Origin of the sequence: Rathayibacter sp. AY1D2 (assembly GCF_002932695.1) — a bacterium.
Lineage (GTDB): Bacteria > Actinomycetota > Actinomycetes > Actinomycetales > Microbacteriaceae > Rathayibacter.
This window is the reverse complement of sequence record NZ_PSVX01000117.1, coordinates 1-2,685: the sequence shown is the minus strand read 5'-3', so window position 1 is coordinate 2,685 and position 2,685 is coordinate 1. Positions and strand designations below refer to the sequence as shown.

Here is a 2,685-nt window from a genome sequence, read left to right as displayed (position 1 = left end):
CGTAGTTCCAGGCGTCGATGAACGAGCTGGAGGTGACCGGGTCGCCGTTCGTGAAGGTCAGGCCCGACTTGATTGTGATCGTGTAGTTCTGCGCGTCGTCCGACTCGATGGACTCGGCGACGTCGTTCTCGGGGGCGCCCTTGGCGTCGTAGTAGACCAGGCCCGCGAAGATCTCGTCGAGGATCTTGCCGCCGCCCACCTCGTTGGTGTTCGTCGGGATCAGCGGGTTCTGCGGCTCGGAGCCGTTCGTGGAGATGATCGCGGCGGCGTCGCCTCCCGATGCACCTCCGCCCGAGTCGTTCGAGCTGCTGCAGCCGGCCAGGACCAGCGTGCTCGCGGCGACGAGCGCCAGAGCCCCGAATCCGTAACGTCTGATGTTCACTATTCCTCCAGTGATGTGGGGGCGCGCGAGAAGTGGTTTCCCTGACGCGTGGAGTGCCGTGCGCGTGGCGACGGCGGCGGCGCACGAGACTGGTGGCCGTCGCGCGGATGCCTTCAACGAGACTATGTATTCGCCCGCTATCTGCACAAAAGCATGTGGCAACCGTTACACAGCGGTAACCGGGAGGTGGAATCCTTGCGCTGTTCTGCACGAAACGTGCGTACCGGGCGGCCGTCGCGCAACACATCGACTTCAGAGGAGACGCACGGAGTGTCCACCGACCTGTCAGGATCCGCGCCCGGACGGCGCCGGATCCGCATCGAGATCCTGCTGGTCCTCGGGCTCTCGCTGGGCGCCTCCGCGGTCTACTCGGTGGTCTCCATCGCCAACCGGCTCACCCGCTCGACCGCACTGGCCGACCAGACCGCGACGATCAACGGCGCCCTCAGCGACCGCCCGGGCTTCGACCTCGTCTACCAGCTGCTCGCGCTCTTCTTCGACCTGGTGCCGGTGGCCCTCTGCGCGTTCCTGCTCTGGCAGAGCTCGGGCCGTCCGCTCGGGCGCCTGGGGCTCGACCTGCGCCGGCCGTTCGCGGACCTGGGGACCGGGACCGTCCTCGCGGTGGCGATCGGCGCGCCGGGCATCGCGCTGTACGCCGTCGGACGCGCGCTGGGCATCACCGTGGCGGTGGTGGCCTCGCCGCTGGACGCGTACTGGTGGACGGTGCCGGTGCTCGTGCTCTCCGCGATCCGGGCGGGAGTGCAGGAGGAGGTCGTCGTGATCGGGTACCTCTTCGCCCGCCTGGGCGATCTGGGCTGGGGGCGGTGGCGGATCCTGGTGACCAGTGCGCTGCTCCGGGGCAGCTACCACCTGTACCAGGGCATCGGGCCCTTCATCGGGAACGTGGTCATGGGCCTGGTGTTCGGACTGTTCTACCAGCGCTTCGGCCGCACCCTGCCCCTGGTGATCGCCCACTCGATCATCGACATCGTCTCGTTCGTCGGGTACCCGTTGGCCGTCGCCCTCTGGCCCGAGCTGTTCGCGCCGCCGGCTCCGCGGACGTGACGTCGGACCGATCGCATCCGAGGAGCCGCAGGACCGCGCCGCGGCTCTCCACTGCCGCGGCGTGACGCCCGCACGGTGGAGCTGCTCGCTCGTCACTACTCCGTCGAGCCCTGCCTGCCAGCACCTCCACCACGCGTTCCACACGGTCGGGCTCCCTCGTGCATCGGAGTCGCCGTGCGCCGTTCCCCCCGGATCGGGAGGACTGCGCCCCACTCCGCGCCTGTGAGGGACCGACGGTGCCCGCAACCGAGGGTCGGAGAGCCGAGGACGGGCTCGGGGCTCCGTTCCTGCTCTCTCACCCTCGGTTGCGGACGAGCGCGTGCGGGCGGATCAGGCGAAGGCCTCGATGGGCGGGCAGGCGCAGACGAGGTTGCGGTCGCCGTAGGCCTGGTCGATCCGGCGGACCGGCGGCCAGTACTTGCCGCGCACCAGCGAGCGGACCGGGTAGACGGCCTCCTCGCGGCTGTACGGGTGCGTCCACTCCTCGGCCGTCAGGCACTCGGCGGTGTGCGGGGCGCCGCGCAGCGGGTTGTCGTCAACCGGCCACTCCCCCGCGCCGACGCGGTCGGCCTCGGCCCGGATCCCGATCATCGCGTCGATGAAGCGGTCGATCTCGGCGAGGTCCTCGCTCTCCGTCGGCTCGACCATCAGGGTCCCGGCGACGGGGAAGCTCATGGTCGGCGCGTGGAAGCCGTAGTCGACGAGGCGCTTGGCGACGTCGTCCACGGTCACTCCGGTCGCCGCCGTCAGCGGGCGGATGTCGAGGATGCACTCGTGGGCGACGAGCCCGTTGTCCCCCGTGTAGAGCACCGGGTAGTGCTCGCGGAGGCGCGCGGCGACGTAGTTGGCCGAGAGGACGGCCGCCCCGGTCGCGGCCCGCAGGCCCTCCTCGCCCATCATCCGGGCGTACGCCCACGAGATCGGCAGGATGCCGGGGCTGCCGTAGGGAGCTGCCGACACCGGTGCGCCGCCGTGGACGATCCGCTCGCCCTGCGTGCCCACGCCGTGCTCGAGCCGCTGCGCGAGCGGGTGGCCGGGCAGGAACGGCGCGAGGTGCGCCTTCGCGGCGACGGGACCGACGCCGGGACCGCCTCCACCGTGCGGGATGCAGAACGTCTTGTGCAGGTTGAGGTGCGAGACGTCGCCGCCGAAGTCTCCGAAGCGGGCGAAGCCGAGGAGCGCGTTGAGGTTCGCGCCGTCCACGTACACCTGTCCGCCGGCCTCGTGGACGAGGCGGC

Annotated in this window: 2 protein-coding genes and 1 pseudogene; 1 reads left to right on the top strand and 2 read right to left on the bottom strand. The window is 70.6% G+C overall.

Annotated elements, in window-relative coordinates; genetic code table 11:
* A partial coding sequence (locus C5D04_RS17625) for an ABC transporter substrate-binding protein (protein WP_374954395.1) occupies nucleotides 1-382 on the bottom strand: 382 nt, incomplete at its 3' end.
* A gap of 270 nt (nucleotides 383-652) precedes the next feature.
* On the opposite strand from C5D04_RS17625, the gene C5D04_RS17620 reads away from it, so the two are divergent.
* Entirely contained in the window at nucleotides 653-1,447 is a 795-nt protein-coding gene (locus tag C5D04_RS17620; protein ID WP_258059269.1) for a CPBP family intramembrane glutamic endopeptidase, read from the top strand.
* A 330-nt stretch (nucleotides 1,448-1,777) separates the two neighbouring features.
* On the opposite strand, the pseudogene C5D04_RS17615 reads toward C5D04_RS17620, so the two are convergent.
* Nucleotides 1,778-2,685, bottom strand: a pseudogene (locus C5D04_RS17615) (glycine dehydrogenase (aminomethyl-transferring)); the annotation flags it as partial.